Here is a 25,801-nt window from a genome sequence, read left to right as displayed (position 1 = left end):
GAGGACCAGATGATCGATCACATAACCATCGAAGTGGCTGACCTGGAGAAGAGCAAGCTCTTCTACGAACGCGCTTTCGTGCCCCTGGGCTATCGCCTGTCCTTCGGCAAGGAGGGCGTGTTCTGGGCCTTCGATGTTGGCAATGGCTGCCTGTTCGAGATCCAGCGAACCGGCGAGGCGCCGCCGCTCACCCATCTGCATGTTGCCTTCCGCGTCGGCAGCAAGGCAGAAGTCGATGGGTTCCACCAGTCGGCGCTGGCAGCCGGCGCCCAAGACAATGGCGCGCCCGGCCCGCGTCCCGATTATGCGGAGAATTACTACGCCTGCTTCGTGCTCGACCCCGATGGCTACAACATCGAGGCAATGATCAACGAGCCCGCGGCTTCCTCCTAGGGCGCCGCAGCCCCGATAGAGCCGAGGATGACGAAGGGACGACAATACATCTCGCCCCGCCAGCCGCCGCCTCGGCCACAGTCGCCCCCTGTTGCGCACGGCGCCGGCATCGGCCGATCGGTTGATCCAGATCAACGCGGACGCATCGCCCGTGCTGTCTCCTTGCTCCTTGGCTATCATCCCAGGGAGAACGAACGTGTCGACTTACGACCTCATGGTTATCGCCGCAGTCCTGTTCAGCTTCGCATCATTTTCCGCGGTTCTGGCTTTTGCCACCTTCGACGAATCGCGTCGCCGTCGTCCAAAATAAGGCAGTCGGACCGGTTGGATGGGCGGTCGGGCGACCATTCACACGACGAAGTGATATAGGTGCAATTTGACGGCGGATCGGATCGAATGAGAACGTCTGGAAGATAACAACCGGAAAGCGGTCATGAGCGACGAAAACGAGGACGACACCGACATCGTCAACCAGCTCGCCTACGTCAGAGCCGATCCCACCCAGCACGATACGATTACGCTTCTCACCATGATCGATGCTGCGATTGCCGAGATCATGGCGCTGCGGAGAAAGCTGCGGCTGAGCGAGGAAAGGAATGACGGGAGCAATCAGCTCCAATAGACGGCAGGACCGGAACGAATGGCGACGCGAACCCTAATCCGCGTCGGCCATCATCTGACGGCCGCCGCCGCCGGCCCAGGCGCGCCATTGCCGCTCGTCGCCATGGAAGACGTTGAGGTCGATGCGGCCGGTCACACCGTGCGACAGGCCGGATCCGGAATACTGCCAGAAGAGCCATTTGCGGCCGGGATAGACTTTTGACGGGTGCCGCGCCACCGCGCGCAGCCAGAACGGGTAGTCGAGGAAAGCGCCCTGGAGGTTGTCGCGATAGAAATCGGGGGAGGTATAGATGATCGGGCGCTGACCGTAGTGGCGTTCAAGCTTGTCCATGAACACCTGCATCTTCTCCAGCACCTTTTCCCGTGATGGGCGCCGCTTGCAGCTGGAATCGCCATTCCATTCGACGTCGATCACCGGCGGGAGCGCGCCATCGACCTTCGGCACGTTGCGGATGAACCAGTCGGCCTGCTCGCCGGCGGTGCGGCACCAGTAGAAGAAATGATAGGCGCCGCGCTTCAGCCCGGCGGCATCGGCATTGCGCCAGTTCCTCATGAACATCGGATCGAGATGGTCGCCGCCGTCGGTCGCCTTGATGTAGGCGAAGTTGGCGCCCTGGGTGCGCAGCTTCTCCCAGTTCACGTCGCCTTGCCAGCGCGACACGTCGACCCCGTGCACGGCAAGGTGCCGGGGCGAGGCCCGGCCGAAATTGATCGGCTTGGCATCGCGAAAACCGTAGCGCGTGACCGGCCCGGCAAGCATCGCCGGTGCAGCGCGCGACAAGAGTTTCGGCGGCGACACCAAGGCCGCGGGTTCAATGGGCGGATCGACATTGTCCGGCAGTTCGGGCGCCGAAAGCGCCACGGTTTCTTCCTCCGCCAGTCCAAAGGGCCGATCAGGACCGTCCTCGGGCGCGGTCTCGGCCAGCTTGCGCGCATTGCCGGCTTTACTCACCGGAACGGATCCGATCGGTGCGCTTGGCCGCACCACCGAACTGGTGGTCTCATTCGAGGGCTTCTGCACGTCGAGCGCGTCCATGCCCGATGTCGAAGAGCAGCCGGCGAGGCACAGCGATGCGATCACGAAACTGATGGCGCCTGATAACCGCATCTGGACCTGTACTCAAAACACAACAGACCGAAGGCAACGGCCGACGGACAACCGGGCCAGTTATGAACGAGAAATTACCAATAAAGTTTGAATCAAGTTTTTTACCATGACTGTGACCCGTTTCAGACATTCGCCGTCGACGCCGCCGGCCCAGCCTTGACAGTGCCATGATGTGGCTGTTGAGACGGAAGGCGGTGTTTGCCGCAGGCATTTTCCACGATTTTTACAAAAGGCGCCCAATGATTGCGTTGCAGCGGCTTCTCCTGGTCCCCCTGCTCGCGGCCCTCTCCTGCGGCGGCGCCCTGCTGGCCGAGGCTGCGCATGCCAGCCCGCTGATCGTCGTTCCCCCTGGCAATCGCTCCGAGACGCAGCCGCCGATCCCGGATGCATCGGCGACGCGAACCCGCGCCTTCAAGACCACCTATGCGGAAAAATACGAGAAGATCGTCGCGCTGCTGAAGCGCGAGAAGAAGCTGGTGGCGCATATCAAGCAGGTCGCGGCGGGCTACGATATCGACCCTATCCATATCGTCGGCGCGCTGGTCGGCGAACACACCTACAATGTGACGGCCGTCGGCTCGGTCCAGACCTACTATGTGAAGGCGCTGTCCTATTCCGGCCTCGACTTTGCGTTCCGCTACAAGGGCGTGCCGGTGCAGACCTTTGTCCAGCGGCCGGAATTCGCGGCCTGCGCCGAGGCGAAAGACAGTGCCTCCCTGTGGAACTGCCGCGACAAAGTGTGGGTCGACCATTTCCGCGGCAAGACGGTCGACGGCGTCACTTATGACGCGATGACCTTCCAGCAGGCCTTCTTCCAGCCCTTCTTCGCCGGCCAGACATTCGGCCTCGGCCAGATCAGCCCGCTGACCGCGCTCGAGGTGACCGATCTGGTCAACAAGGTGAGCGGCTATGACAGGCTGACGCCGGATCATCCGCAGGCGATCTATCGCGATGTCATGGATCCCGATCGCAGCATCGTCTACATCGCCGCGATCGTGCGCGACGCCATCGACGCCTACAAGGAACAGGGCTTCGACATCTCGGGCAATCCAGGCATCACCGCCACGCTCTACAATGTCGGCCAGCCCCGGCAGCGGGCGGCCGACCTGCACGCGGCGCTTGCCGGCGGCAAGGGCCGCAAATTGCCGGTCGAGAACTATTACGGCTGGCTCGTCAATGACAAGCTCGACGAACTCAGAAGCCTGCTCGACAGTGGCAGCTGAGAAACGCTTTTAAACAGGAGCTTGCGTGCAGGCGTTCATCGACCAGAGCGTTTGTTTCATCGAGAACCATCAGGCATGGGCCGGCCTCGTGGTCGGGCTGCTGGCCTTCGGCGAGTCGCTCGTGCTGGTCGGCATCCTCCTGCCCGGCACTACGGTGCTCATCATCGTCGGCGGCCTGGTCGGGGCCGGCATCGTCCAGCCTTTGCCGGTCCTTCTTGCCGCGATGATCGGGGCGGCGCTGGGCGATACCATTTCCTACTTTCTCGGCAGATGGCTGGGGCGCGGCGTCGTCCACAAATGGCCGCTCAACCGTTACCGCCGCGAGGTCGCCAGGGCGCGGCTGTTCTTCCATCGTTATGGCTTTGCAGCGGTTTTCGTCGGCCGTTTCTTCGGCCCGGTCCGCGCCACCGTACCGCTGGTCGCCGGCATGATGGGCATGCACCGGCGTCGCTTCCAGATCGCCAACATCCTGTCGGCGATCATCTGGGCGCCGATCGTGCTGTCGCCGGGTTGGCTCGTTGCCAAGGGCGCCGGCAGCATCCCCGAACTCGACGTGACGAGCCTGTTCGGGCTGGCGGCGATCGGCGTGGTCGCCCTGATCATCATAGCAGTGATCGCGCTTAAGCTCCGGAGCAGACGAACCGCCCGCGCCTAGCCGCGCTTCCTGAACACACCAATCATCGGCCCCAGATTCCAGTAGTCGTCGTTGCGGCCGATGGCAGGCGCGAACAGGCTCGATATCGTGCCGTCGAGAAACAGCGCATTGTCGCAGTCGAGCGCATCGCGGAACAGCCGGGCGAATGCATGGAAATTCACACTGCCGTTCGAAATTGCAAAGACCGCGACGCCGTCCTTGCGCACCCCGACGCCGTCGCGGGTCTTGCGCGAGGTGCCGTCGGACTGGAATTTCGGATGGAGTTGGCCGTCGACCACCAGCATCGGTCCCGATTGCGTGGCATAGTCGGTGGACGGCCGGTTCCTGACGAAGTCCCTGGTCGCCCGGACCGCTGCCTTGCCGCCGCTGACGTAGAAGATGCCATTCGGCTGCAGCGAAAAATTGCCGCTTCCCGATCCCGTCTTCACGCCGGCCATTTCCTGGCCACGCTCGACATAGAGGCCAACCGGCCTGAGGTCCGGATGATACATGCCGGCGTTGACGGCGAACAGCATGATGCGGCCGGCCGCGCGCTGGGCAGCGTCGAGATTGTGCAGCGACTGAAATGGCTTGCCGGCCGGATCCTTCCAGAACAGCTCGATCGAATACAGCTTCGGATCGACCTCGCAGACGAGATAGCTGGTCGCCTCGAAGGCGAAGTCGCGGCACGGCGGCAGCGACACGAACCATTGGCTGAATGCCATCGTGCCGGCGACGGCCTGCGGCAGCACGGCTTTGACCAGGCCTGCAAGCAGGGGCGCCGAGTTCAGAAGTGTCAGAAAATCCATGCGCCTGCGGATGCCAGCTTCAATCAGCTGTCGTGGTTATCACCACTTGCCGGCACGATGGAAGACCGGCACCAAAGGATCGGATCGAGGTTCAAGCTCGGACGCGGCGGAGCCGGCGAGACTATTTGACGGCGCTGACCAGTTGTTCGTCGCCACCCAGAATGGAGACCCAGTGCCCGGTGTTGTCGCTCGCCTGCCGCTTCAGGTAGCGATAGCTCGTCTGGTTCCAAAGGCGGACCTTGTCGGTCAGATTGTCGAGGATGAAGTCGCCCTTGTCGGTACGCACCGTCAGCACGGCGTGACCCTCGCCATCAGGCTTGCGAACCACCGTCATCAAAAGATTGGCTATGGCAATGCCCAGGCTGTTGAGCTCACGCCGCTTTTCCAGCGCGTAATCCTCGCAGTCGCCAAAACCGTTGTCCGGATAGGCCCACCACTCGTCCTTGCCGTAATTGTCCATGTCGCTCATCGGCTTGACGCGCGTGTTGACCGAGAGGTTCACCGCCGAGATATCGTGCAGCAGTTTGCTGGTCAGGCGTTCCGGCACGCTGTCTGGCGAGCGGATCGAGCATTCGGTGACATGGATCTTGCAAAAATCATAGTGGCCGATCGGCTGGGAGGTCGAGCCGCCGACAACCATGGAGGCAGGCGCGGCATAGGCCGAACCCGCCACCGAACAAAAAACGGCCGCGGCAACCGCCAGCCCCTTCGCCTTGCGGCGCCAACCCTTCGAGGATGCCATCCGGCCCCACCCATCTGTTTTGTTAACAGAATGTTAAGGGCGGTTACATTCCGAAGTCAATCAACCCTAGCGATCACATCTGCGAGGGATCGACTCATGCGCTAAAGTGGTTGCCGGCACGCAACACTAGGCCCGCTAAGCCAGCCATCCCATCGCAAGGCCGAGCAACAGGACGACGCCGAGCAGGCCGCGATAGATGACGAAAGGCCAGGCGGAGAAGCGTTCCAGCACCCGCATCAGGCCCCAGATGGCAAAGAAGGCGGAGATCGAGGCGACGACCAACCCGGTGGCAAGAACCGACCAGCCATGGGCGTCGAGATGAACCTTGTGCAGCTCCCACAGTTCCTTGAGACCCGCAAGCGCGATCGCCGGCAGCCCGAGCAGGAACGAGAAGCGCGCCGCCTCGGCCCGCTTGAAGCCGAGCCCCAGCGCCGCCGTCAGGGTCGAGCCCGAGCGCGAGACGCCGGGGATCAGCGCGCCGATCTGGGCGACGCCGACAAGCAGCGCATCGGCGAGCGACGCTTCTGCGATAGTGCGCTTGTGGCGGGCGAAAATCTCGGCCAGAGCCAGCAGGATCGCCATGGCGATGCACGACCAGCCGATCACGCCCAGGCTGCGCAGCGGCGAATTGCAAGCATTGAGAACACCCGATAGCGCGACGCCGGCAATGACGATCGGGATCGTCGCCAGCACGATCCAGGACGCCAGCCGGAAATGCCGGTCGGAAAAATCGCGCCGCGTGAGCGCGTCGAGCGAGCCGAACAGGAGATCCCTGACATCGCCCCAGAAATAACTGATCACGGCGGCAAGGGCGGCAAGCTGCATGGCGGCGGAGAAGGCGGAGCCCGGGTCCTGCCAGCCAAGTACCGCCGGGACTATGCGCATATGGGCGGTCGAGGAAATCGGCAGCAATTCGGTGATGCCTTGCACCAGGCCGAGAAAGGCGACCTTGGCATATCCCAGGCCGACAAAGCCCGTATCCAGGCCCTGGGTGCAGATGTCAGCCATGTCGAGCCTTTCCGTCGGAGAATCTTGAAGAGCGATCCGCGCGAGCAATAAACTCGCGATGCGCGGAATCCTATTTACGGATTTGTAAGGCGCCGCTTGACAAGCCGCCCGTTCATATTATTCTCCGCTAATCTTACACTGTAAGTTAAATGACGGAGGAGAGCCATGCTGACCGCCCTGTCAGAATTACAGCCCTTGCCCGAACCGCACTCGCCAGCCATCGCGATCGAGGATGTCTCGCGCGACCTCAGCCGTATTATCGAGCGCGCCGAGGTGAACGCCTGGCTCGACCTCTATGCCGCCGCGCCGGCCGATTTCGCCGCAAGGCAGAGCCTTTCGATAGCGGGAGAAGGCGACCTCGCCTGGACCACCTGCACGACGATCCCGTTCGTCCATTTCAACTGCGTGAAGAATTTCGGCGTCGACAGCCCGGCCTCCGAAAGCCAGCTCGACGCGCTGCTGGCGCACTACCGCGCCGCCGGCATTTCGCGGCCCTGGTTCTATGTCAATCCACACAGCGAACCCTCACGCCTCAGATGCTGGCTCGAGGCACGCGGCCTGCAGCGCCAGGGCGGCTGGGAGCGGATCTACCGCGAGGCCGAACCGCTGTCGTCCGAGCCGCTCTTCACGGTTGATCGGGTTTCGGTCGAACGCGTGACGAAGGCATCGGCAAGCGAATGGGCCGGCTTCATCGACAAAAGCTACCGGCTGCCCACCTCACCCTGGCTGCTGGCTCTGGTCGGCCGACAGGGCTGGCATCACTACATGGCCAAAAGGGATGGCGCAGTGGCGGCGGTGCGCTCGCTGTTCATCGGCGCCGACGGCGCGGCCTGGAGCGGCATCGAAGCGCCGGTGCCGGGCATCATGGCGCCGAGCTTCGATCTCGACGCGGTGCTTGGAGAAGCGCTGGTGCGCGACGGCATTGCGGCCGGCGCGAAACTGTTCGTCGCCGACATCGAGGCACCGCACGAGGAACGCGACGGTCCGGCCTATCGCAACTACGCACGCCTGGGCTTCAGGATTGCCTATTTCCGCAGCCATTACAGCTATTTGCCGCCTAGCTCCAACTGACCGCGCCTAACTGCGCAGCCATTGCTGGAAGCAACTTCTGGCCACTATATGGGCTGGCGGAACGACCGGCTGATCGGAGCGTGCGTCATCGGGCGCCCGGCTGCGAACCCGTTCAAGCAGCATGCGCACTTGTTCCGGGCGCACACGGTCGCGCTCCATGACAAGCAGGACCATCGGATCGCTCAAAAGCTCGTCCAGGGTGCTGATGCTGTCGTTCATCCGTCGTCTCCTCGATGCCGGCCCGCGCAGCATAGATAAGAAGACAATGATGGCCCGCCAATGACGTTTTGCCGGCTATCGCGTGATGATTTGGATCAATTTTTGGTCATGGTCTCACCTTCCCTTTCACCTTGCGGGAGAAGGAAGACCTAGCCTGGCGGCGGAGCGCCTTCATATTGCAGCAGGCCGTCGTCGAGCACCACCCAGGGCTGTTTCGAGGCGGTGAAAATATGCATCTGCGGCCTGAAGAAAGTGGGGTCGTCGAGCGAGCCGGTGGTGATGCCGATGATGCCGGCGGAATCGCGGCGCGAAAACATCGTCGTGCCGCAGCTCGGGCAAAAACCGCGCTTGAGATCGGGCGAGGTGTTCACTGTCGCCAGCGGCCCCTCGATGGTCACATCATCGATGCGAAACAGAACGCGGGCGTTGAAGGCGGCGCCGATCGCCTTCTGGCAAAGCCGGCAATGGCAGATGCGTTCGTTGATAGGCGCCGCGTCGGTACTGTAGCGCACCGCTCCGCACAGGCACCCGCCCTGATGTTTAGCCATCACCGTGATCCATGACGAGAGTGTACGGCCGAGGTAAATGGCGGGACGGATTGGGTCAATTGAAAAGCTTTGATACAATTTCATCGATTACCGTGATGCGGGTGGAGCCGTGACGCAAGACATCGAAACCATCGGCATTGCGGATCTGTTCGGGCCGCCCTCGCCCGGCCGCGACCGCGCCGACATCAGCATCATGGCCGCCGCGTCCGGAATAGGCTTCATGGCGGTTCGGGATTTTCCCGGAGACGCCTGGCTGATGCCCGAACGCCGGGCGCAATTGCTGCGCATCTTCGCTCTTCCCGACACCGAGAAGCAGAAATTGCTGCGCTGGAATTTCGACCGCACCAGCAAGAATGTCTATCGCGGCTGGTTTCCGCTGCAGCCGACAGCCGTCTCCTACAAGGAAGGCATCGACATGGGGCCGGATATCGCCGATGCAGCCGGCGTTTCGGCCTCCGACGATCCGCTGTGCGAGCCGACGCCGGTGCCAGCTGAAGATATCTTGCCTGGTTGGCGCGCGGCAGCGGCGGACTATTACCGCGCGATGGGGACGGTCGGCAACGCGCTGATGCGGTCGATCGCGCGCGGGCTTGGCCTGCCGGAAACGATCTTCGATCCGTATTTCGAGCATGGCATCTCGACGCTGCGCCTGATCCGCTACCCGCTGCGTGATGGCAATGCCGGCATCGATATCAGCGGGCCTGACTTCTCGGTGATCCACAAAGGGGAGACCCGCACCATCATCGGCCGCGAGCATGCCGATTCCGGTTTCGTCACCTTGCTGGCGCAGGACGGCGTCGAGGGCTTGCAGGCCAAAAACCTCGCCGGCGAATGGATCGACGTGCCGCCCGCCAACGGCACGCTGGCGGTCAATTTCGGCCAGTTGCTGGAGTGCTGGACCGGCGGGCGTGTGCGGGCGACGCGGCACCGGGTGATCGCACCGAAGACGGCGCGGTTCTCGATCCCGTTTTTCTATGAACCGCGTGTCGACGCCGAGATCGCGCCGCTGCCGCTGAGCGGCGCCGCGCCCTTCGAGCCGTTTCTCTACGGCGACTATCTCTGGGAGGCGGCCACGAATTTCGTCGAGATGAGCGGCATCAAGCATCTCAGGCAGCCGCGTCGGGCAAAAGCTTCTTAGACAATCCGCCGGCCATCCCTCTCGAGACAGCCGGCGGGAATGGCATGCTGTCATTCCGTTTCGCTAACCACCTCGTCCCAGCTCTTCACCTTGGTCTCGCCGTTGAGGAACGGCAAAGCGGCGGCTGTCAGTTCGGGAGCAAAGAAGACGTCGTAGTGCGTGCGGTTGGGCAGGATTGCCAGGCGATTCTGCGACAGGTTCTCGCGCATCCAGCCGGCGTCCTTCAGCCCGCCGCCGAGCATCTGGTAGAACTTGATCTCGTGCTCGGGCTTGTACATGTCGCTGTCGCCATAGGCCAGCATGACCGGCATCTTCAGCTTGGGAACATCGGCCGAGAAATCGTAGTTCTGGCGCATGAAATTGCCGAGCGCATCGAGCAGTTTCGGAAAATCCTCCGGGTGCGGCGCTTCCGCGACGTAGGATTTATACATCGGCGTGTCCTTCATGAATTCGGCCGCCGCCGCGCTCACCTGCGCCTGTTGCGGGCGCATCTCGTCATAGAAGCCGTCGGCGGCATAGCCGGTCGAAACCAACACAAGCCGGCGCACGGTCTCGGGATGCTGGACCGCCATGCGGAAGGCGACACCGCCGCCCAGCGAATAGCCCATCACGTCCACCTGGCGATAACCGAGCGCCTTGACGATATCGGCCATGTCGTCGCCGATCGCCTCCAGGCTGAACGGCCGGTCGCCGAGCGCGGTGCGGCCATGTCCCTGCAGGTCGATGCCGATCACGGTGCGGTTTTCGGCGAGCTTGGGCAGGATCGGGGCGAACATGTCGATGGAGCCGAGACCGCCATGCAGGAGAAGCAGCGGTTCGCCCTTGCCGTAAACGGCGTAGTAGTAATTCAGGCCGTTGACCGGCAGCAGGCCGGATTTTTCGGGTTTCGGCAATTTCGTTTCGGTGGTCATGGCAGGTTTTGCCTCCTCGGCATTTGTGGTGCTCGGACAGCTGAGAAGCGCTGCGACCGAAGCGAGAATAGCGAAAAGCAAGGTCTTGGGCATATCGATCTCCTCCGTGCGTCGGCGTCAAAGCGTCTTGGCGAGCTCTTCGAGCTGGTCGGTGCACTGGCCCCAGCCCGCGTGAAAACCCATCTGCTCGTGCTGTTCGCGGCCGGCGACACTCCAGTGGCGGACGCGCGCGATGTAGCGGGTCCGGCCCTCGCCTTCGTCCTCAAAGGTCAGCACGACGGTCATGAACGGCTTTTCCGAAGGCTCCCATGCCTGAGTGTAGGCATCGGTGAAGATGATCTTCTTGCCCGGAATGACTTCCAGGAACACCCCGGGGTTCGGAAATTCATTGCCGTCGGGGCCGGCCATGACGACAAGGCTCGAACCGCCCGTGCGCACATCCATTTCGGCGCGCGGCGTCGTCCAAGGCTTCGGGGCGAACCATTGCGTCAAAAGCCTGGTGTCGGTCCAGCAGCGATAGACGTTCTCGCGCGGCGCATCGATGATGCGGGCGAGAACCAGTTCGCGGTCATTGGCGGGGGCGATGTCGAGCTTGGTGGTCAAGGCGGTCTCCTGCGTTTGATCTGGCTTCCGTCCCAAGGACGAGCCGACAGAACGCAACCCGACAAAGACCAGTGAAAATTACCGGCAGGCTTTCAATGCTGAGAGGACGAAGGAGGAGTCAATGGCGCTTGGCTTGCACCAGGTAGGCGTCGATCTCGGTCTCGCCGAGCCACTTGGCCGCTTCCAGCCGGTGCAGGCCTTCGACAAGGATATGGCGCTTGCCATCGTGGCGGACCTGGATCGGCGTCTTCATGCCGTTCTCCAATATGTCCTCGGCCAGATGGCGGACGGTCTCGGGGTGCAATGTCTTCTTGCGCGCGGTCGGCACGTAGATGTCGTCGACCTTGACCTTTTGCACTCTGAGCATGCTGGCTCCCCGGGCGGAACATACCGCCTCGCCTGAAATAGTCGCTTTGCCTTGTGCGGCCAAGAGCGGCTAAGCAATTGCTGGCCCGATCGTTTCCATTTGACGCTTGGCCGGCAGATGGCCGAAATGGCGACCTTCGATCCTTTCCGGTGTTCATGACCCATCTGCCGACCGAATTCCCCGATTTCGGGCTGACGCCCGAGCAGCGTCGCCACGCGGTGCGCGGCCATTACTATGAATGGCCCGGCATGGATGGCGCGCGCGGCGAAATCTGGTGCTACTCGGACCGCTTTTCCTATCGCGCCGGCGAGACGGTGGCGCTGCATGTCAGTTCGACGGCGCCGTCGTTCAGCATGACGATTACCCGCGACGGCGGCAGCGAGACAAAACTGTTCGAGAAATCGGGCATTGCATCGCGCTGGCAGGAAAGCCCGGACCAGTGCTCGGCCGAGGGCTGCGGCTGGGAAGCGTCCTTCGAATTCCGTGTCGGGAGCGACTGGCCGTCCGGTGCCTATCGGATAACGCTGATTGCCGATGGTCGGGACGGCAAGCCAATTCACAGCCACCATCTCTTCATCGTCTCTCCCCAACCCGGCAGGAAGCCAGGCCGTGTGCTGCAGGTGGCGGCGACGGGCACCTGGCTTGCCTACAACACCTGGGGCGGCTCCAACCATTATCAGGGCATCACCGGGCCGGACCGCAACCAGTATTCGCCCATCGTGTCGACGCAGCGCCCCTGGTGCCGCGGCTTCGTCGCGCTGCCCAAAGATGCGCCGCGCGTGCCGCTGGAGGTCGCCGTGCCGCCGAAGACCGTGCCGCGGTATCCGCATATGGAATGGGCGCTGGCCACCGGCCATTCGAAGAAATACGCCTCGTCAGGCTGGGCGAGCTACGACAGCCACTTCTTCCGCTTCGCCGAGCGGGCCGGCTATCATGTCGATCTCGCCAGCCAGCACGATCTGCATTTTTCGCCCGACATTCTCGACGGCTACGACTGCGCCGTCTTCGTCGGCCATGACGAGTACTGGACATGGGAAATGCGCGATGCGGTCGACAATTATGTTGAGCGCGGCGGGCATGCGGCTCGTTTCGCCGGCAATTTCATGTGGCAGACGCGGCTCGAGGACGAAGGCGGGCGGCAGGTCTGCTACAAATATCGTGCCCGGACCGAGGACCCCGCCTACCGCGGCGGCGACGTCACTCGTGCCACCAATTCCTGGGAAGCGCCGGAAATCGGCCGGCCGGGTTCAGCAACCTTCGGGCTCAACGCGACGCGCGGCGTCTATGCCGGCTGGGGCGGCTGCGCGCCGCGCGGCGTGCGTGGTTTTCCGGTGTACCGGCCGGAACACTGGGCGTTCGCCGGCACCGGCATCTACTATGGCGACCTGCTCGGCGCCGACAGCCATGTCTATGGCTATGAGGTCGACGGGCTCGACTTCGAAATCCGCGGCGGCCTGCCCTACCCCACCGCGACCAGCGGAGCGCCGGATGGCTTACAGGTTCTTGCAGTCGGCATGGCCAGCCAGGTCGAGGAAAGCGCCGATATTCCGATCGAGGACCAGTTCCTCACCGACGAGGATGGCCGCTTCACCGCCGAGACTTTGTTCGGCGAGGCGAGCGACGCCAATCTCGAAAAAGTCAAACGCGGCAACGGCATGATCGTCAATTTTCCGCGCGGCAAGGGCGAGGTGTTCCACGCCGGAAGCTGCGAATGGGTCGCCGGCCTGCTAAGACAAGACCCGATGGTCGAACGCGTCACCCAAAATGTCCTTGATCGCTACCTTGGAAAGTCCTGACATGTCGAAGACCCAGACCGCTGCTCGAGATACCGAGGCCCGGCGCCAATCGCATCTGTTCTATCTGTCCAGCCTGCGCCGGCCGCTGATCGATCGCGCCGAGGGCATCTATATGTGGACGCAGGACGGCCGCCGCTTCATCGACGGATCGAGCGGGCCGATGGTCGCCAATATCGGCCATTCCAACCGCAATGTGCTGGACGCCATGAAGCGGCAGATGGACCGCGCCACCTTCGCCTACCGGCTGCATTTCGAGAACGAGCCGGCGGAAGAGCTTGCGCGTGAGCTTGCGGCCAAGCTGCCGGAGGGCATGGACCGCATCTTCTTCGTCTCGGGCGGCTCGGAGGCGACGGAATCCTGCATCAAATTGGCGCGGCAATGGGCCGTTGCCACCGGCCAGGCCAGCCGATGGAAGGTGATCACGCGCTTCCCCTCCTATCATGGCGGCACGCTGGGTTCGCTCTCGATCACCGGCGACGACGCCCTGGCTGAGAACTTTACGCCGATGATGCGGGTGATGCCGACCGTGCCGGCGCCTACCGCCTGGCGCGACCGCGACAACCTTTCGATGGAGCAGCGCGGCATCCGCTATGCCGACATGCTGGAAGAGAAGATCCTGGCCGAAGGCCCGGAGAGCGTCGTCGCCTTCATCATGGAACCTATCGGCGGTGCGGCGACCGCGGCGCTGGTAGCGCCGGACAGCTACTATGCGCGCATTCGCGAAATCTGCGACCGCTACGGCATTCTGCTCATCCATGACGAAGTGATGTGCGGCGCCGGCCGCACCGGGAAATTCCTCGGCGGCGACCACTGGAACTGCAAGCCTGACATCGTCGCGCTGTCGAAGGGGCTGGGCTCGGGCTATGCGCCGCTCGGCGCTTTGGCCGCGCCCATGCGGCTGGTGCAGCCGCTGCTGGCTTCCGGCGGCTTCCAGCATGGCCATACCTATGCCGGCAATCCGCTGGCCTGCGCCGCCGGCCTTGCCGTGTTGGGCGAGATGGATCGGCTTGACCTGATCGCCAATGCCGCCGCCATGGGAGGCGTGCTGATGGACGGTCTGAAGGGACTGGCGAAGCGCTTTCCCTTCATCGCCGACGTGCGCGGCAAGGGCCTACTGACCGGCGCCGAGATGGTTGCCGATCCAGAAACGCTGCGGCCGATCGACCAGAGCAGGAAAGCCACGCAGCGTCTGCTCGACCTCGCCTATGAGCGCGGGCTGATCATCTATGGCCGCCGGGTCAAGGGCGGCGTCGACGGCGACAATTTCATGGTCGCGCCACCGATGATCGTCACCAGCGAGCAGGTCGGCGAGATCATCTCCATCATCGGCGACTCGCTGGAGGTTCTGGCATCAGAGCTCGACCTGCCGGTCGAAGGCCGGGGGTAAAGGAATGGCGCCGCGAAAGGTCATCATCACCTGCGCCGTCACCGGCTCGGTCCACACGCCGTCCATGTCGCCCTATCTGCCGGTGACGCCGGACCAGATCGCGGCGGATGCCATTGCTGCAGCGGAAGCCGGCGCGTCGATCCTGCATCTGCACGCCCGCGACCCCAGGGATGGCCGGCCGACCGCCGATCCTGATGTCTTCATGCAGTTCCTGCCGCGCATCAAGCAGGCGACCGATGCGGTGATCAACATCACCACCGGCGGCTCTTCCCTGATGACCCTGGACCAGCGATTGGCGGCCCCATTGCGAGCGGAGCCCGAAATGTGCTCGCTCAATATGGGATCGATGAATTTCGCGCTGTTCCCGATGCTCGACAAGCCACGGGAATGGCAGCACGACTGGGAGCCGAAGCTGCTGGAGGCGACGCGCGACACCATTTTCAAGAACACCTTCGCCGACATGGAAGGCGTGCTTGAGCGGCTCGGCAAGGGTTGCGGCACGCGCTTCGAATTCGAATGCTACGATGTCGGCCATCTCTATTCGCTGGCGCATTTCCGGGACCGAGGGCTGGTGTCGGGACCGCTGTTCATCCAGTTCGTGCTAGGCATTCTTGGCGGCATCGGCGCCGATCCGGACAATCTCATCCACATGAAGCGCATCGCCGACAAATTGTTCGGCGATAGCTACCAATTCTCGGTGCTGGCTGCCGGCCGCCAGCAGATCCCGCTGATCTCGATCGCGGCTGCGATGGGCGGCAATGTCCGTGTCGGGCTTGAAGACAGTCTCTACGATGGCCGCCAGTTGGCGAAATCCAACGCCGACCAGGTGCGCCGCATCCGGGGCATCCTCGACGGCCTGTCGCTGGAGGTCGCCACGCCGACCGAGGCGCGTGAGATGCTGGCGCTGAAGGGCGGCGACCGGGTGGCGTTTTGAGATGATGACAATCTGAAATGATTGCGTTTCGTCACACCCCCCTCTGGCCTGTCGGCCATCTCCCCCGCAAGGGGGGAGATCGGCAGCTTCAGTCTCGCCGCTCCTGCTCGAACGTTTGTGATTGGCGAAAGCCTGGCGGCCGTCCAATCTCCCCCCTTGCGGGGGAGATGTCCGGCAGGACAGAGGGGGGTGCCTTGGCGCCATACCTGTCGTGAGTGCGATTACGCTCCGTCCCGGCACCATCGATGACGTCGACACCATCCACGCCGCGCTTCTTAAACTCGGCACCCATATCGGCGCGCATCAGGAGATCACGTCCACTTCAGATGATCTCCGCCGCTACGGCTTCGGCGAAAAGCCGGCCTTCTTCACCCTGATCGCCGAGGTGAGCGGCGAATTCGCCGGTCTTTGCCTGTATTTCCCGATCTTTTCGACCTGGATGGGGCGGCCCGGCGTCTATGTGCAGGACCTCTATGTCGAGGACAGGTTCCGTGGCCGCAAGATCGGCGAGCGGCTTTTGCGGTGCGTGGCCGCGGAATGCCGGAAGGACGGCGGCGTCTATCTCAGGCTGTCGGTCGACACCGACAATGAAGGCGCCAAGGCCTTCTATGAAAGGCTGGGCATCGCCTGGTCGAGTTACGAACAGACGCAGAAAATCATCGGCGAGGCCTTTTTTGCCTTCGCCGACGCGCCGGTCAATGGGGAGCAGGAATGAAGGCCTTTTACGCCGAAGAGCAGAAGCGCCACGACCCGAAGGCGTTTCTTTCCAGTGGTGCGGCGCAGCCCAACCCGGAAAAACCGGAGCGCGTCGAGAGATTGTTAGTCGGCGCAAAATCCGCCGGCTGCACGATCGAGCGGCCCCGCGATCACGGTCTCGGCCCGGTCTCGGCGGTGCATACGCCCGAATATCTCGACTTCCTCGAACATATTTTCGAGCGCTGGCAGCGCATCGAAGGCGCCTCGGCGGAAGTGATCCCCAACATCCATCCGATCGCGCGCAATGGTTCCTACCCTGCCTCGGCGGTCGGCCAGGCCGGCTACCATATGGCCGACACCGCTTGCCCGATCTCAGGCGAAACCTGGCAAAGCGCGCTGTGGAGCGCCTGGAGTGCGGTCGAGGCAGCGGAAACGGTGATGGCTGGCGCGCCGGCCGCCTATGCGCTGTGTCGTCCGCCCGGCCACCATGCCTTTGCCGATGTCGCCGGCGGCTTCTGCTTCATCAACAATTCGGCCGTTGCGGCGCAGGTGCTGCGCAAGCGGGCGGCACGCGTGGCGATCCTCGATGTCGATCTGCACCACGGCAACGGCACGCAAGGCATCTTCTATGCGCGCCCCGACGTGCTTACCGTTTCGCTGCACGCCGATCCGGTGCGCTTCTATCCGTTCTTCTGGGGTCATGCCGACGAGCGCGGCGAAGGACCCGGCCTCGGCTATAATTTTAACCTGCCCTTGCCGCGCAAATCCGCCGACGCGGCGTTTCTGGAAACGCTTGAGGTGGCGTTCCAGCGCATTCGCGCCTTTTCACCGGATGCACTGGTGGTCGCGCTCGGCCTCGACGCCTTCGAGGGCGATCCGTTCGGCGGGCTCTCGGTGACGACGCCCGGCTTCTCCCGCATTGGCGAGGCGATTGGCAAACTCGGCCTGCCGAGCGTCATCGTCCAGGAAGGCGGCTATCTCTGCGACGAACTCGGCGACAATCTCACCGCCTTCCTCACCGGCTTCGGTGGCAGGATGCGGTGACGGTTTCTCCTGGCGTCAGGAGCGCTGCTGCCTGAGCATGGCGATGACCCGGTGCACGCTCTCCAGCGTCTCATCAATCTCAGCCGCCGTGTTGTAGTGGGCGATGCCGATGCGCACGACGCCCTGCTCGGCTGGAATGCCGAGCTGGTGGACGATCTCCCAGGCGTAGTTGTGGCCGGACCAAAGGAAGATGTTTTCGGCGTTCATCTGCCGCACGATCGTCTCCGGTACGATGCCGTCGACGGTGAAGGACACCGTTGGCACGCGATCGGCGAGCCGCTTGCGATCGGTGATGCCATGGATAGTCAGGCCCGGAATGTCGGACAGGCCGTCGATCAGCCTTTGCGCCAGCGGATTCTCGTAGGCGATGGAAACCTCGAACGCCCTGGCGATCTTCTGCCTGCGCGAGCCGCCCTCGCCCGCTGCCGCACCCAGCCCGGCAAAATAGTCGACGGCCGCCGCAAGACCGGCCATCAGCTCGATCTGCGGCGTGCCAAGTTCGAACCGCTCCGGCAGGCCATTGGACGAACAACGGCATTTGTAGGGTTTCAGGCCATCGATGATTTCGCGCCGCCCCCACAAAATGCCCATATGCGGACCGAAGAATTTGTAGGCCGAACAGATTAGGAAATCGCAGCCGAGCTCTTGCACGTCTATCAGGCCATGCGGCGCGAACTGGACGGCGTCGACATAGACCAGGGCGCCAGCCCGTTTTGCGATGGCAGTCAGCGACTTAACCCGGTTGATCGAGCCGGTCAGGTTCGAGGCATAATTCAACGCGACCAGCCGTGTCTTGTCGGACAACAGCCCGGTCAGCGTCGCCTCCTCGACCTGCCAGCTCTTTTCATCGAATGGCAGCCAGCGCACGACGAGGCCCAAATCCTCGGCCAGTTGCAGCCAGGGCGAGACATTGCCCTCATGGTCCATGCGAGTGAGGATGATCTCGTCACCGGGCTTCAGCGCGCGGCCGAGCGTGCGCGACATGTGATAGGTCAGCGTCGTCATATTGGCGCCGATGATGATTTCCTCGAGGCTCGCCGCACCGAGGAAATCGGCCATCGCCTGATGCGCCTCGTCGACGACGGATTGAGCCGCGATCGTCGTTTCGAAATAGCCGCCGAGATTGGCGTTGGTGGTGAGCAGGCAGCGCGACACCGCATCGGCGACGGCCTGCGGCACCTGTGTGCCGGCGGGATTGTCGAGATAGATGCGACGGCGGCCCTTGTCGGTCAGGGAAAGCGCTGGAAATTGTCCCCGCACGGCCTCGATCGAAAAACCCACCATTCTCTCCACCCCTTTGTTATTTCATGATAATCTATCCCCGCCGGTCAGGGGCAGGGATTGCCGACCCGCTGATGGATCGCGTCCACCGCGTTTTGCATCTCTTCGGTCCAGACGACATCCACCGAAGACAACGCCATTTCGAGCTGCGGAATGGTCGTCGCGCCGATAATGTTGGAGGTAACGAAGGGCCGGCTCGAGACATAGGCGTTGGCGAACAGCGCCGGTTCTAGGCCAAAGGAGCGCGCCAGTTCATTGTATTCGAGCAGTGCTTCAGCGGCATTCGGCGTTTCGTAACGCTGGCCGCGATTGAACAATTGCGAGCGCGAGCCCTGCGGTCGGGCGCCATGGTCGTATTTGCCGGTCAAGTAGCCCTGCGCCAGCGGCGAATAAGGCAGAAACGACACCTGTTCGCGCTCGCAGACCTCGGCAAGATTCACCTCGAAGGTGCGGTTGACGAGATTGTAGGCGTTCTGGATCGACGCAACGCGCGGACCAACGCCTTTGTCGGCCTCGGCAAGAAACCGCATGACGCCCCAGGAACTTTCGTTCGACAGGCCGAAATGGCGGATCTTTCCCGCCTTCACCAGCTCGTCGAAGACGGCAAGCGTCTCGGCGATCGGCGTTTCGTCGGCCGGTGCGCCGACTGCATCAGCACGGGGCGCCACCGCCCCGACGCGCGTCGGGTTGGCACCCCAGGGGATATCCCGCTCCGGCCAGTGGATCTGATAGAGGTCGAGATAGTCCGTGCCGAGCTTGGTCAGGGATTTGTCGACGGCGTCAAAAATATCGGCGCGTACCAGTTGCGACGGCCTGTCGCCGCGAAACCAGCTGTTGGCGGTGCGGCCGACGACCTTGGAGGCAAGGATAACCTTGTCGCGGTTGCCCTTGGCCTTCATCCAGCTGCCGATGATCTTCTCCGTCCGCCCCTGCGTCTCCGCTTTGGGCGGGATCGGGTAGAGCTCGGCGGTGTCGATGAAATTGACGCCGCGCGAAAAAGCCAGATCCATCTGCGCGTGGCCGTCGGCCTCGGTGTTCTGCTGGCCCCAGGTCATCGAACCAAGGCAGATCTGGGTAACAAGGAGATCGGTCCGACCGAGACGGCGTTTGTGCATGGAATTTTGCTCCGGAGGGAAAGTCTGCGCGGGAAGGAGGCTGCATGTATAGGGAAAGCCATGCCGCTCTCCAAGCCTCACCAAGCCGACTTTTGCGTGAGCCAGCGGGCCTGGCTAGCGGCGGACACCAGCAACGGCGCGGCGCTTGGCCTCGTCGATCAGCATGTTGGCCACCTGCATGCGGATCATGGCGCGCTGGCGCAGATGCGGGGCGACGCGATCGGGATGGTTGGTGAAAGCAAAGCTGCGGCGCATGCGGCCGAAATCGACGGCGCTCTTGGGCTGGTTCAGGCCCAGTTCGGCCGCGATCGACTCCGGATCGATCGGCGGGAGTTTTTCCTCGGGCTTCGGGTCCTCGGCAGCCAGCGCCAGCTTAGCGTGTTCGAGCAAGGCGGCGAATTCGCTCGCCAGGTCGGCACCGGCCTCGCGATACTCGGCGGCGGATACCTTGATGCGGCCGGAATGGAGTTCATCGGCGACCGACAGATAATCGAACGGAATTGACGGACGCGCGCCAGCCTCGTCGCCCTCGATACCGTCGCCCTTGTCGGAGGCAACGAAGAGGTCGTCGAGCAGCGAAGCGAAATCACGCTTGGCGCTGGTAGCGATGTCAGCCTCCCCCTTGCCTGACTGTCAAAGTTTCCAGACCATAGAACCGGCTCGTTAAAAATACATACCACCGATCTTAATGAATTTAGCCATTCGAGGATCGCGACCGGTCCCTCAAAACAAAAAGCCGGACTGCATTTTCATGCAGTCCGGAAATTCGCCAGGAGTGGCGAGGAAAAACTGGCCATGAGCCAGCGTCGAAGCCTACGGTTGGTGCGACGCGGAAGTTTCAGTGGCCGCAAAAAAATTAGGAAACTTATCCGGACATAGCAGGCATGCAAATGCTGCACTGCACAATTGTCACGATTTACCTATATTGGCTGGCGTGGAGGACCAACCAGGAGCCTGATTCATGGGTTTCTTCACGGAAATGTTCGCCCGGCCGCGCCCGCAGGAACATCTGCGATACCGCGCGGCGCTTGCGCTGCTTCATGCGATGAGCAATGCCGATCGCGCCGATATCGGCATCAAGCCCGCCGATTTTCCGCGCGTCGCCCGCGAAATGTCCATTCGCTAGATGCGTCTCGCGAGATGTCCCGGACGGATCCGGGACATCTCGGAATGCCTGCCCCTTAACGCGATCCCAGGAATGTCGCCTTGCCCAGCGGCACGCCATTGTGGCGAAGGATGTCGTAAGCGGTGGTGAGGTGGAAGTAGAAATTGGGCATGGCCACGTGCAGCAGATACTGCATGCCACCCAACGTCGTTTCGCGTCCGCCGAGTTTCAGTTCGATCACCTTGTCGTCGGAGCCGTCGATATCGGCGGCGGAGAACGTCGCCAGAAGCGCGAGCGTCTTGGCGATCCGCGCCTCGAGATCGGCAAAGCTTGCTTCATTGTCCTCGTATTTTGGTACCTCGCGGCCAGCCAGCCGCGACGGCGCGCCCTTGGCGTGGTCGGTGGCGATCTGCACCTGCCGGGTCAAGGCGAACATGTCGGGTGCGAGCCGCGCCGTCAAAAACACCTGCGGGTCGATCTTGCGGTCAAGCGCATTCTGTTCGGCAGCCGCCAGCACATTGGAAAGTGCTTTCAGCCTGGCTGAAAACACGGGCACGGATGCCTCATACATCGATATCGTCACGTCAGATCTCCTGTCCGGTCGGAACGCCGGCGCAGCGACGTAGCGCCTGCGCGCGCGATTCTTCAAGCGCCGTGGGCTCCGCGTCACCACGCCGCCGCAATCGCCATGGTAGAATTTCCGTTATCGACCGGAGATTCCCGATGAGACGCGTCCTTCTTGCAGCGACTGCCTTTCTCTCCCTTGCCATATCAGGCCAAGCGTCGCTGGCCGCCGACGACGCGCCCGAAGCACCCTATGTCGACGACCGATCGAGCGCCGAGGCGGTCATTCGCTCGCTCTACAGCGCAATCAACCGGCACGAATTCGCCCGCGCCTGGGGTTACTACGGAGACGCAAAGCCGGCTAAGGATTTTGACAGTTTCGTCAAGGGTTATGACGGGACCGACAAGGTGGAAGTCACGACCGGAGCTATTTCCGACGACGGGGCCGCCGGCAGCATCTTCTACAACGTCCCGGTCGCCATCCGTGCCACCGACAAGAGCGGCGGCGAAAAGGTCTTTGCCGGCTGCTACACGCTGCGCCAGGTCAATGCGCAGATCCAGGCCGCGCCGCCCTTCGATCCGATCCACATCGAAAAAGGCGCGCTGAAACCCTCAACGGCGGATTTCGAGGGGGCGCTGCCGCCAAGCTGCGGCGACGGCCCGCCGCCGCCGAAGAAGGATACGGCACTCGAGAAGGCCAAGAAAGCCTTCCTGGCGACCTATAGCGACCAGTGCGACAAGCAGTTCCTGGGCAATGAGCCGGAGGTATTTTCGATCAAGTACAAGGACAAGGATGCGCAGCCCGGCGATCCCGACAAGGAAACGCGGCTGTTCCATTTCTCCTGTTCGGCGGCGGCCTACAATGAAAGTTCGGTCTACTACATGACCGACGAATTGTCTGAAGTGCGGCAATTGCAGTTCGCCGAACCCAAGATGGACATCCGCTACGAGAACAATAACAGCGACGGCAAATTGCTGGGCATGAGCATCGTCGGCTTCGAGACGACCGGTTGGGCGGTCAATTCCAACTATGACGCGGACACCCACACAATCACCACCTTCGACAAGTGGCGTGGCGTCGGCGATGCCTCCGATTCGGGAACCTATCTGTTCCGCAACGGCGATTTCTCGCTGGTCCAGTATGACGTCGATGCATCCTATGACGGCGAGGAGAACCCACAGACGGTCGTCGACTACAACACCGCGCCCTGAGCGCCGGGGCTGCCAGACAGCGCCGGTCAAGGCGCCTTCGACAGCATCCAGTTCAGCGTGCCGCGCCAGTCGACCATGCGGATCGGCGTGCCGTGCGTGCCGGTCTCGAAGCGCACGAACCGGGTCGGATAGGGATAGGCCTTCGACCTGGCGATGATGGAGCGGAAGAAGGCTTCCTGGTTCGCCACGGGAAACACCACGTCATGGCTGCCCTGGCCGAAGAAGACCGGGACATGGCGCCTGAAGGCGGGACTTGCGAGAAAACTCTCGTCCCATAGCGACCCGAGCAGCAGCAGCCCGTTGATGCGCCGGCCGGTATCGTTGCGCGCGGCAAGCTTCCAGCACAGCGCGCCACCCATCGAGCCGCAGGCGACGAAGATTTTCGCGCCCGGCGACTGTTCGGCATAATGATCGATCAAGGCCGCGACCTGTGCGGCCCCCTTGTCGCCGAAATCAGGGAAATCCGGCGAGAGATAAAGCCCGCCATTGCCGGCCATCAGGTTCTTCAGTCGGTTGAAATTGCCGCCGAACGTGAAGTCGTCGACGCCCTGCTTGCGGCTGCCGCCCTGGCCGTGCAGATAGAGCACGATGAGGCCGGCGTCTTGCGTCTTGCCGACGGCGACGTGCCTGACATCGCCGGCGTCCGTCTTCAGCATCAAATCCTGCTGCACCTTGCGCACGCCGGTGTCGGTGTACTGCGGATGCACGCGCTTTTCCGGCACTTCGTCGCGCTGGTTGATATCGCGCATCTCGCGGTAGTCGATGACGGTGTAAGCGCCGCCGTCGCCGGTCGACAATGTCGCCGGATAGGCGAAGAGATCGTCCTTGAAGGGTTTTAGTTCGAGCGCATCGGTCTGGCCGGCAAGGCAAAGAACAAAAACCGCAGCCAGAAACCCGTGGAGGGGAGAAAGAAAACGAAAAGCCATACCGCAGGCTTGCGTAATTCAGCCTGGGTTTGTCAATCCTGCAGCACGCCGCCGGCGCCTTCGAGCGCCTCGCGGGTGTCGACATCGACAGAGGCGCCCTCGCCAATCTCGACATCGACGACATCGAGCCCCTCGGCCTCAACCAGATGGCGTGCGCCGGTATCGCCTTCGAGATGAGCGATGGCCGGGAACAGCGCGCGCGGCAGGAGCACCGGGTTGCCGCGCTTGCCCTGATGCGAGGCGCGGACCACGGAATTGCCTCCGGCCTCGCGGAAGGCATCGATCAGCCGGTCAAGATCGTCAGATTCGATGCCAGGCATGTCTCCGAGGACGATCATCGCGCCGGCGGTGTCTTCGGGGAGATAGGCAATGCCAGCCTTCAGTGAGGTCGACAGGCCATCGGCGAAGTCGGGATTGTCGGCGAAAGTGACGTCGAGGCCAGGCAAAGCCGCGCGTACGCGCTCGCGCTGATGGCCGGTGACGACGATCGTGCCCGACGCCTTCGAGGCGAGCGCGCGCTCTGCGGTGCGACGCACCAGCGGTTTGCCGTCGAACAGCGCCATGAGCTTGTTCGGGCCGCCCATGCGGCTCGACCGGCCAGCCGCCAGAAGCACGATGGCGACCTTGAGCCGGCTCTTGGCCGGCAGCGGTTCGCGCGGCTGCGGCCGCGTCGGGATCTCCATCAGCAGCCCGCCGACCCCCATGCCGGCAATATCCTTCGCGGTGACGTCGAGGCCGGCAACCAGCCGGTCGAGCACCCAGTCGAAGCCGTTTTCCTTGGGACTGCGGGCGCAACCGGGCGCGCCGATGACGCGCTTGCCGCCGAGTGTACCGAGCACCAGCAGATTGCCGGGATCGACCGGCATGCCCGCGCGGACAACTGTTCCGCCGGCCCTCTCGATCGCTGCCGGCACCACATCGGCGAAGTCGCTCATCGCCGAGGCGCCGAAGATCACCACCAGGTCATTGTCGCGCGCCAGCGAGGCAGCAGCCTCCGCCACGGGCGCGATCTCGTGCGGCGTGCGGCGCTCCGCCGTCAACCTGCCGCCCGAACGCGCCAGCCGCGCTTCGGTGACGCGCAGCGTCTTGTCGAGCACACTGGGCTTGATGCCCGGCAGAACCGTCTGGATGACGCCGACGCGCACCGGCTGATAGGCGTTGACGGCAAATATCGCGCCGCCGGCGCAGATCTTCATCACGGTGTCGACCAATGCGGAGGCGACCGCAAAGGGGATGATCTTCACCGTCGCCACCATCTGACCTTTTTCGACCGGAGCATGCTGCGCGAGCGTGGCAATGGTGATGGCGGGATCGACCGCGTTGATGGCGTCGATCATCCCAGCATCGACCGTGAAGATGCCTGATGCCTTGGCGTGGAGATTGACCCGGCCGGTGGCCGCCGGCCTCACCTCGATGCCGCTGAACCTCATGCTCTCGGCAATTCTCTGCGCCGCGGCGTCCTCGCCGAGATCATCCGAGCCCAGCACCGCCGCAACGACCTGCGAGACGCCAGCCCGCTTGAGTATGGAAACGTCTTCGGCGCTCAGCCTGTGCGCCTTGCGAAAGCGCTTTTCACCAGCGGTAGTGGCATGCGCCAGCACCGCGCCTTCGGCCTCTTCAATCCCAATCGGACCGAATTTCACGCCACTGCGCCTTTGGCATCGAGCCCGCGCGAGCGGAAGGCGTGGATGGTCTGAGCGAGAACCGCAACGGCGATCTCGGCGGGGCTGGCGGCACCGATATCGAGCCCGATCGGCGCGTGGATGCGGGCGATCTGGTCGGCACTCGCACCCAGCGCCAGCAGCCTTTCGACGCGCTTGGCGTGCGTCTTGCGGCTGCCAAGCGCGCCGACGTAGAAGCAATTGGCGTCGAGTGCCGCCTTCAACGCGAAATCGTCGATCTTCGGGTCATGGGTCACGGCGGCAAGTGCGGTGTAGCTGTCGAGCGGCTGGCGCTTCAACACATCTTCCGGCCACTCGGCATGCAGAGCGACATCGGGAAACCGGTCCGGCGTGGCAAAAGCCGTGCGCGGATCGATGATCTCGACGGGATAGCCGGCGATTTTCGCCATCGGCGCCAGCGCCTGGCTGATATGGACCGCCCCGATCACCACGAGGCGCGGCTGCGGCAGATGCGCGTTGAGAAAGAAGGTCCGCCCTTCGGCCTCGACCGAACTGGAATTGCCCGACCGAAAAGCTCTGGCGATCGCGGCTCCAAGATCGCCGGCGACCTGGTCGCCCTCACGCACGATGCGGTCGCGGCCATCACCGAGATCGGTGACGAGGATCGCCGCGCGGCGGGCGCGGCGTTCGGCATTCAAAGTTCTCAGGGCGTATGGATCCATCT

29 protein-coding genes are annotated in these 25,801 nt (G+C 63.1%); 13 read left to right on the top strand and 16 right to left on the bottom strand.

Annotation, left to right across the window (positions count from 1 at the left end):
• Nucleotides 1–9 precede the first annotated feature (9 nt).
• Both ACLGL5_RS21875 and ACLGL5_RS21870 read left to right on the top strand, forming a co-directional pair.
• Nucleotides 10–393, top strand: coding sequence for a VOC family protein (locus ACLGL5_RS21875; RefSeq protein ID WP_069092010.1), 384 nt, complete (start codon nt 10–12; stop codon nt 391–393).
• A 433-nt stretch (nt 394–826) separates the two neighbouring features.
• Nucleotides 827–1,015 carry a hypothetical protein gene (locus tag ACLGL5_RS21870; RefSeq protein WP_019857832.1) on the top strand — a complete coding sequence of 63 codons (189 nt, stop codon included), beginning with the start codon at nt 827–829 and terminating at the stop codon, nt 1,013–1,015.
• Nucleotides 1,016–1,048: 33 nt separating this feature from the next.
• On the opposite strand, the gene ACLGL5_RS21865 is transcribed toward ACLGL5_RS21870, so the two are convergent.
• Nucleotides 1,049–2,122: a glycoside hydrolase family 25 protein gene (locus tag ACLGL5_RS21865; protein WP_038646495.1), complete on the bottom strand. Its 1,074-nt coding sequence runs from the start codon at nt 2,120–2,122 to the stop codon at nt 1,049–1,051.
• Between the two features lie 239 nt (nt 2,123–2,361).
• Here ACLGL5_RS21865 and ACLGL5_RS21860 point away from each other — a divergent pair, with 239 nt between their 5' ends.
• Nucleotides 2,362–3,345 carry a DUF1402 family protein gene (locus ACLGL5_RS21860; protein ID WP_494372765.1) on the top strand — a complete coding sequence of 328 codons (984 nt, stop codon included), beginning with the start codon at nt 2,362–2,364 and terminating at the stop codon, nt 3,343–3,345.
• A 25-nt stretch (nt 3,346–3,370) separates the two neighbouring features.
• Nucleotides 3,371–4,000, top strand: coding sequence for a DedA family protein (locus tag ACLGL5_RS21855; protein ID WP_019857828.1), 630 nt, complete (start codon nt 3,371–3,373; stop codon nt 3,998–4,000).
• Here the strand turns inward: ACLGL5_RS21855 and ACLGL5_RS21850 are convergent.
• The 3 genes from ACLGL5_RS21850 to ACLGL5_RS21840 form a co-directional block, all read right to left on the bottom strand.
• Nucleotides 3,997–4,788, bottom strand: coding sequence for a phosphodiester glycosidase family protein (locus ACLGL5_RS21850; RefSeq protein WP_069092008.1), 792 nt, complete (start codon nt 4,786–4,788; stop codon nt 3,997–3,999). The genes ACLGL5_RS21855 and ACLGL5_RS21850 overlap by 4 nt on opposite strands.
• A gap of 121 nt (nt 4,789–4,909) precedes the next feature.
• Nucleotides 4,910–5,530: a transglutaminase-like cysteine peptidase gene (locus ACLGL5_RS21845; protein WP_064982787.1), complete on the bottom strand. Its 621-nt coding sequence runs from the start codon at nt 5,528–5,530 to the stop codon at nt 4,910–4,912.
• A gap of 135 nt (nt 5,531–5,665) precedes the next feature.
• The gene (locus tag ACLGL5_RS21840; protein WP_019857825.1) at nt 5,666–6,538 is read right to left on the bottom strand and encodes an undecaprenyl-diphosphate phosphatase; all 873 of its coding nucleotides are present in this window, start codon (nt 6,536–6,538) and stop codon (nt 5,666–5,668) included.
• A gap of 165 nt (nt 6,539–6,703) precedes the next feature.
• Between ACLGL5_RS21840 and ACLGL5_RS21835 the strand changes: the two genes are divergently transcribed.
• Nucleotides 6,704–7,609 carry a hypothetical protein gene (locus ACLGL5_RS21835; RefSeq protein ID WP_069092007.1) on the top strand — a complete coding sequence of 302 codons (906 nt, stop codon included), beginning with the start codon at nt 6,704–6,706 and terminating at the stop codon, nt 7,607–7,609.
• Between the two features lie 6 nt (nt 7,610–7,615).
• Here the strand turns inward: ACLGL5_RS21835 and ACLGL5_RS21830 are convergent, their stop codons facing one another.
• Nucleotides 7,616–7,828, bottom strand: a complete 213-nt coding sequence (locus tag ACLGL5_RS21830; protein WP_027046779.1) for a hypothetical protein — start codon at nt 7,826–7,828, stop codon at nt 7,616–7,618.
• A 149-nt stretch (nt 7,829–7,977) separates the two neighbouring features.
• On the bottom strand, nt 7,978–8,376 hold the full coding sequence (locus ACLGL5_RS21825; RefSeq protein ID WP_069092006.1) for a GFA family protein: 399 nt from the start codon (nt 8,374–8,376) through the stop codon (nt 7,978–7,980).
• A gap of 109 nt (nt 8,377–8,485) precedes the next feature.
• Between ACLGL5_RS21825 and ACLGL5_RS21820 the strand changes: the two genes are divergently transcribed.
• The gene (locus ACLGL5_RS21820) at nt 8,486–9,514 is read left to right on the top strand and encodes an isopenicillin N synthase family dioxygenase (RefSeq protein ID WP_069092005.1); all 1,029 of its coding nucleotides are present in this window, start codon (nt 8,486–8,488) and stop codon (nt 9,512–9,514) included.
• A 50-nt stretch (nt 9,515–9,564) separates the two neighbouring features.
• Here ACLGL5_RS21820 and ACLGL5_RS21815 read toward each other — a convergent pair whose 3' ends face one another.
• The 3 genes from ACLGL5_RS21815 to ACLGL5_RS21805 form a co-directional block, all read right to left on the bottom strand.
• Nucleotides 9,565–10,518, bottom strand: coding sequence for an alpha/beta fold hydrolase (locus tag ACLGL5_RS21815; RefSeq protein WP_069092004.1), 954 nt, complete (start codon nt 10,516–10,518; stop codon nt 9,565–9,567).
• Between the two features lie 24 nt (nt 10,519–10,542).
• Nucleotides 10,543–11,028, bottom strand: a complete 486-nt coding sequence (locus ACLGL5_RS21810; RefSeq protein WP_038646475.1) for an SRPBCC family protein — start codon at nt 11,026–11,028, stop codon at nt 10,543–10,545.
• A 118-nt stretch (nt 11,029–11,146) separates the two neighbouring features.
• On the bottom strand, nt 11,147–11,395 hold the full coding sequence (locus ACLGL5_RS21805) for a ParB N-terminal domain-containing protein (RefSeq protein ID WP_008875526.1): 249 nt from the start codon (nt 11,393–11,395) through the stop codon (nt 11,147–11,149).
• Nucleotides 11,396–11,550: 155 nt separating this feature from the next.
• Between ACLGL5_RS21805 and ACLGL5_RS21800 the strand changes: the two genes are divergently transcribed.
• The 5 genes from ACLGL5_RS21800 (at nt 11,551) to ACLGL5_RS21780 (ending at nt 17,252) form a co-directional block, all read left to right on the top strand.
• Entirely contained in the window at nt 11,551–13,191 is a 1,641-nt protein-coding gene (locus ACLGL5_RS21800) for a N,N-dimethylformamidase beta subunit family domain-containing protein (protein ID WP_038646470.1), read from the top strand.
• A 1-nt stretch (nt 13,192) separates the two neighbouring features.
• The gene (locus tag ACLGL5_RS21795; protein WP_038646468.1) at nt 13,193–14,578 is read left to right on the top strand and encodes an aminotransferase family protein; all 1,386 of its coding nucleotides are present in this window, start codon (nt 13,193–13,195) and stop codon (nt 14,576–14,578) included.
• 4 nt (nt 14,579–14,582) lie between these two features.
• Nucleotides 14,583–15,512, top strand: coding sequence for a 3,5-dioxohexanoate:acetyl-CoA acetone transferase (gene kce / locus ACLGL5_RS21790; RefSeq protein ID WP_064982779.1), 930 nt, complete (start codon nt 14,583–14,585; stop codon nt 15,510–15,512).
• 211 nt (nt 15,513–15,723) lie between these two features.
• Nucleotides 15,724–16,227, top strand: coding sequence for a GNAT family N-acetyltransferase (locus ACLGL5_RS21785; RefSeq protein ID WP_019857815.1), 504 nt, complete (start codon nt 15,724–15,726; stop codon nt 16,225–16,227).
• The gene (locus ACLGL5_RS21780) at nt 16,224–17,252 is read left to right on the top strand and encodes a histone deacetylase family protein (RefSeq protein ID WP_069092003.1); all 1,029 of its coding nucleotides are present in this window, start codon (nt 16,224–16,226) and stop codon (nt 17,250–17,252) included. Before ACLGL5_RS21785 ends, ACLGL5_RS21780 begins: the two co-directional genes overlap by 4 nt.
• A 15-nt stretch (nt 17,253–17,267) precedes the next feature.
• Here ACLGL5_RS21780 and ACLGL5_RS21775 read toward each other — a convergent pair whose 3' ends face one another.
• From ACLGL5_RS21775 to ACLGL5_RS21765, 3 genes are all read right to left on the bottom strand, one after another.
• Nucleotides 17,268–18,536, bottom strand: a complete 1,269-nt coding sequence (locus ACLGL5_RS21775) for a cysteine desulfurase-like protein (protein WP_069092002.1) — start codon at nt 18,534–18,536, stop codon at nt 17,268–17,270.
• Nucleotides 18,537–18,580: 44 nt separating this feature from the next.
• Nucleotides 18,581–19,648: an aldo/keto reductase gene (locus ACLGL5_RS21770; protein WP_019857812.1), complete on the bottom strand. Its 1,068-nt coding sequence runs from the start codon at nt 19,646–19,648 to the stop codon at nt 18,581–18,583.
• A gap of 114 nt (nt 19,649–19,762) precedes the next feature.
• Nucleotides 19,763–20,224 (bottom strand): hypothetical protein, encoded by a 462-nt coding sequence (locus ACLGL5_RS21765; RefSeq protein ID WP_081296003.1) that lies wholly within the window; start codon nt 20,222–20,224, stop codon nt 19,763–19,765.
• 385 nt (nt 20,225–20,609) lie between these two features.
• Between ACLGL5_RS21765 and ACLGL5_RS21760 the strand changes: the two genes are divergently transcribed.
• A complete protein-coding gene (locus ACLGL5_RS21760) occupies nt 20,610–20,774 on the top strand; it encodes a hypothetical protein (protein ID WP_019857809.1) in 165 nt (54 codons plus the stop codon).
• A 55-nt stretch (nt 20,775–20,829) separates the two neighbouring features.
• Here ACLGL5_RS21760 and ACLGL5_RS21755 read toward each other — a convergent pair whose 3' ends face one another.
• Nucleotides 20,830–21,336 (bottom strand): DUF1993 domain-containing protein, encoded by a 507-nt coding sequence (locus ACLGL5_RS21755; protein WP_027046775.1) that lies wholly within the window; start codon nt 21,334–21,336, stop codon nt 20,830–20,832.
• A gap of 140 nt (nt 21,337–21,476) precedes the next feature.
• On the opposite strand from ACLGL5_RS21755, the gene ACLGL5_RS21750 reads away from it, so the two are divergent.
• Complete coding sequence (locus ACLGL5_RS21750) at nt 21,477–22,529, top strand: DUF1176 domain-containing protein (RefSeq protein ID WP_069092001.1); 1,053 nt, start codon at nt 21,477–21,479, stop codon at nt 22,527–22,529.
• A 26-nt stretch (nt 22,530–22,555) separates the two neighbouring features.
• Here the strand turns inward: ACLGL5_RS21750 and ACLGL5_RS21745 are convergent, their stop codons facing one another.
• From ACLGL5_RS21745 to ACLGL5_RS21735, 3 genes are read right to left on the bottom strand one after another with little or no spacing between them, the layout of a single operon-like run.
• On the bottom strand, nt 22,556–23,455 hold the full coding sequence (locus ACLGL5_RS21745; protein ID WP_069092000.1) for an alpha/beta hydrolase family protein: 900 nt from the start codon (nt 23,453–23,455) through the stop codon (nt 22,556–22,558).
• A gap of 32 nt (nt 23,456–23,487) precedes the next feature.
• Complete coding sequence (locus tag ACLGL5_RS21740) at nt 23,488–25,098, bottom strand: NTP transferase domain-containing protein (protein ID WP_069091999.1); 1,611 nt, start codon at nt 25,096–25,098, stop codon at nt 23,488–23,490.
• A complete protein-coding gene (locus ACLGL5_RS21735; protein ID WP_069091998.1) occupies nt 25,095–25,799 on the bottom strand; it encodes an XdhC family protein in 705 nt (234 codons plus the stop codon). Before ACLGL5_RS21735 ends, ACLGL5_RS21740 begins: the two co-directional genes overlap by 4 nt.
• Nucleotides 25,800–25,801 lie beyond the last annotated feature (2 nt).

Source organism: Mesorhizobium sp. U510, from assembly GCF_059180695.1.
The sequence above is the reverse complement of the archived record's forward strand: the minus strand, read 5'-3'. Positions and strand labels throughout refer to the sequence as shown.